This is a genomic window from Actinophytocola sp. (genome assembly GCF_036002505.1).
Lineage (GTDB): Bacteria > Actinomycetota > Actinomycetes > Mycobacteriales > Pseudonocardiaceae > DASYTH01.
Genome location: NZ_DASYTH010000325.1, coordinates 1 through 3,791, shown reverse-complemented (window position 1 = coordinate 3,791; position 3,791 = coordinate 1). Strand labels below are relative to the sequence as shown.

Genomic DNA, 3,791 nt, shown 5'->3' with positions numbered 1-3,791 from the left:
CTCGACCTCCTTGAACCCGTGCGTCCCGTCGTCGAAGGTCACGTACTCCAGGTTCTGGGCAACCGTCATTTCACCGCCGCGGATTTCGTCGAGACCCGCGAGGGTCGCTGCCGGCTTCGCCCGCCACTCACCCACGACATCGCCGAACAACTCCTACCGGAGCTGTCCCGCGCCGTCGCAGCACCGGCTGAAGCGGTGACCCACCCTCGCTAACAGCAGCCCAAGCAAGATCCACCTGAGCACACCTCTCACCCGCGCGAACACCGCCAACGCACAACTTCGCGGGCTGCGCTCCGCCCATCGACGAGGTGCAGCAACAGCTCCGACAGTCCGGCCTACCTGCGAGAAGTGTGGTGTCGACCTCTACGGCAGCGCCCGCAAGCTCTGCCCCACCTGCTGGCCCGTCGTCCGCGCCGAGTACATGCGCCAGCTCGGCAACGCCAGGGCCAAACCGCCTGGCCCGGCCAAGCCCTCCGTTGAGCAGCTGTCAGGTGGCTGGACGTTCGAGCAGTACCAAACCCGCATCCTGCCCGCCCTCCGGCCAATCCCCCTGCCGGAGATCGAACGTGCGACCGGGCTATCCAACGCCACCTGCAGCCGCGTCCGCCGCGGGTTGCAGATCCCCAACCCGCGACACTGGGCGGCACTCGCCGCCTTGGCCGGGGTCGGCGGTAAGGCTGAACGCTTCTCGGACCGGATTGGTCGCTGACGACAGCCTGGCGACGGCTACCCCGACACACGTAGCTGGCGCACGGCGGCCAGCTGCGGCCCGCCGACATCCCTCGGCTGGCGCGGGAACCCATAATGGGGACAGTCGACCTTGTGGTCGTCTGGTCCTTGCGTGGACCGCGCGGTGATCGTGCTGCCGTCGGCGCGCAGCAGTCGGGCCTGTGCCACGACCTCCTCCATTGCGCGGGTACGGTCCGAACCGGCGCGCATGGACCCATGCGTGGAGCGGTAATCCGCCGCGATCGGACCGGCGGCGTCCAGCGGAGCTCTAGCCTCCCCACGTAGCCGATCCGCTTCTGCGGCAGTGTAGGGCACCCCGGAATCTCCTATCCGCGGACACGTTTCGGGTCGATGTGCCGCCGGACACCCGCCCTGCGGCGTTCGCGCTGATACTCCTCGATAAGGCTCGTGTCGATCGTCGAAGCATGTCTGACGCGCGATCTTCAGGGCGGGTCAATAAAGAAATCAACCGTCGAGCCCGTGTGGTGGGCATCTCTCCCAATGAGCCGGCCGTCATCCGGTTTCACCCAACCGGGGTCGCAATGATCCGGATCGCTTCGGCTGTCGCACGGCTTATCGACATCGGCGGGACGCGTTAGCCTCCAAGATCGCGGCGATCATGACCTAGCGTGCCAAGATCGACCCCGCTGATCATGAAACTAACGTTCACGATCAGCGGGATCTTGGGTGGAGCTTGGATTGTGCGGTTACGAGACGGCAGTCAGGGCGTCCACTTCACCGGCGCCGGTAAAGCTGGTGTGACCGGCACCGCCGGTGCACTCCTGCGGCAGGCCGCTATTAACCCCTGGGAAGGCGACGTAGTCCACCGGGCTCGACATATCCGCTGGACAGCTCAGCGGCGTCGCACCGTTCCGGAGCCTGGCCGCGATTGCACTTGCCGGCATACCCGGGTGGGCGCTGAGGATTAGCGCGGCCACTCCAACCGCGTGCGGTGACGCCATCGACGTGCCCTGCAGCCAGCAGTAGTACGCGCCGTTCTCGATCACGAGTTGCGCTGGGATGGCGCAAACCGCAAACGCTCCCAAGGCGTTGCTGGAGTAGGTCGACAGCACGCGACCGTTCCCCGTCGACGGTGGGATCTGGAACCGCCGGTCACCGCCGGGAGCGGCGACATCCGCGGTGGAGATGCCGTACGACGAGAAGTAGGACTTGTAGTGCAGGAACCCGGTCGCCGTGACGCCGACGACGCCTGGAACCTCGACTGGGACGACCGCGCACGCGTTCGTCACGTCTCGCTCGACCGCTGAGTTCGGCGGGAAGTCCGGGCTTGTGATGTCGGTAACCGGGTGGGACAGGTCGTCGGAGAAGTTGCCCTCTGCGGCGACCACGAGCACACCCTTCGACTGCGCGTAGCCGATCGCGCGCCGCTCGGCGTTCCAGATCGCCCGCTGCTCCGGATCGTTCTTGCAGTTGAAGTACCACGGGTCGGCGAAGTAGCTGTTGTTGGTGATGTCGACGCCGTGCTCGGCTGCCCAGACAAACGCGCAGACGACCATCTCCGGGAAGAAGAAGCCATCGTCGTTGCTCGTCTTGATACCAGCGATCTTGACGTTGGGAGCCACGCCCACGACGCCGGTTCCATTCGCGGCGGCCGCGATCGTACCGGCGGTGTGTGTGCCGTGGCCGTTCTGGTCATTGCCCGGCAGCAGCGCGGTTGGAGCGCCGCTGGAGCAGTCCCGGCTCGTCGCCCCGTCGTAGTTAGGGGCAAGGTCCGGATGGGTGAAGTCGAGGCCCGTGTCAAGGTCCGCGACCAGAACGTCGGTACTGCCGGCGTTGATTGCGTGCGCCTCAGGGACGTGGATGTTCGTCATATCCCACTGCGAACCGGACAACGAGTCACCCCAGGTGGCCGTGACCGTTGCGGCCGGTGCCGCGTCCGCGACGACCTCGGTCTTCAACTGAGTCCCGAAGCGAGTCGTGGCGACCGCACCGTTGACCCCCTTGGTCGTCTTCATCGCGGCTGCGAAGTCGCTCATCGACGACCGCGCGATAACCACACCGATCTGGCTGTAGTTGGCGACCAGTGTGCCCCCGGCGGCGGCGACAGCACTGCTGGCGTTCGCCGACGACGCGCCAACTGAATAGAGCACGAGGTACGTGGTCGACGTGCCGGTGTCGGTTCCGGCGCTCGACGGTGCGGACACCGCGACGGCGCCGGCCGCTAAGGCGACCGCCGCCGCAGTAATCGCCAGCTTTCGTACGGTTACTCTGGGTAGCTTCATGAGCGTTCCCCTCCTCGATCGGATGTGGTTCCGTGGGCAGGCCGAACGTTGACACTCTGTGCCGTCAGCGCAGATCAATGCCCTGATATTGAGCAACCTAATGCAACAGAGGACGCCATAGCCATGCTCAAACCGACCAGCGATACTGGCGTCATCGCCGCGATCACAGTGGCGAGCAGGCACCGAGGATCAACCTCAAAGCCCACCACTCAGCGGGGCGCTTCCGTCCGCTATTGCCGCGCTCCGCATGTGTCGGTCGCTCTCGACCTCCAGCACCACGTTGAGCCTCTCCCGCTGGGTAGCCAAGTCTTCAGGCCAGGGTCCCCAACCTCGCTAACCAGCCAGTCGGCCAGCCAACACCCACGAGATCTTCGGCTCCGGGCGGGGGGAGGTTATCAAGCGTTCTCTCTGGCGGTCGTACGCAGGAGTACACACGAAACACTGGACTATGCCGTGGTCTCAAGCATCCGTGAGGATCAGCGCTCCGACCCGCACATTGCCATATTGAGGGCGTGAGTCCAGGAGCCGCCCGCCGCCTGGACGCGGGTTGGCTTGAGCGGTCAGCGATGCGGGTGTCAGCCGCACTGCGTGTAGTCGTCGCCATTTCAACTGCCACTCCCGCGGTAAGACTCACGGGCTGCCGCTGATCCTCTTCCACCGAACCGGTGGCACTGCGATGCCTTAGAGCGGCCGGGTGGCGGGCCAAGGTCGAGAGCAAAGAGAACGCAACGATGCTTCAGACCCGCGCGGACACCCACCGACGACCACGTCTCACATCCCGGACCGGGCACGTCCGGGTTGCGCACTTACCTATATCCC

The 3,791-nt window shown here is 65.5% G+C and carries 3 protein-coding genes; 1 reads left to right on the top strand and 2 read right to left on the bottom strand.

Annotated elements, in window-relative coordinates; all coding sequences use genetic code 11:
• The first annotated feature begins 421 nt into the window (after positions 1-421).
• Positions 422-709, top strand: coding sequence for a hypothetical protein (locus VGR06_RS28410; RefSeq protein WP_327562215.1), 288 nt, complete (start codon positions 422-424; stop codon positions 707-709).
• Positions 710-726: 17 nt separating this feature from the next.
• Here VGR06_RS28410 and VGR06_RS28405 read toward each other — a convergent pair whose 3' ends face one another.
• Together VGR06_RS28405 and VGR06_RS28400 are read right to left on the bottom strand one after the other, a co-directional pair.
• On the bottom strand, positions 727-897 hold the full coding sequence (locus VGR06_RS28405; protein ID WP_327562214.1) for a hypothetical protein: 171 nt from the start codon (positions 895-897) through the stop codon (positions 727-729).
• 539 nt (positions 898-1,436) lie between these two features.
• Positions 1,437-2,972 (bottom strand): S8 family serine peptidase, encoded by a 1,536-nt coding sequence (locus tag VGR06_RS28400; RefSeq protein ID WP_327562213.1) that lies wholly within the window; start codon positions 2,970-2,972, stop codon positions 1,437-1,439.
• Positions 2,973-3,791: the final 819 nt, after the last annotated feature.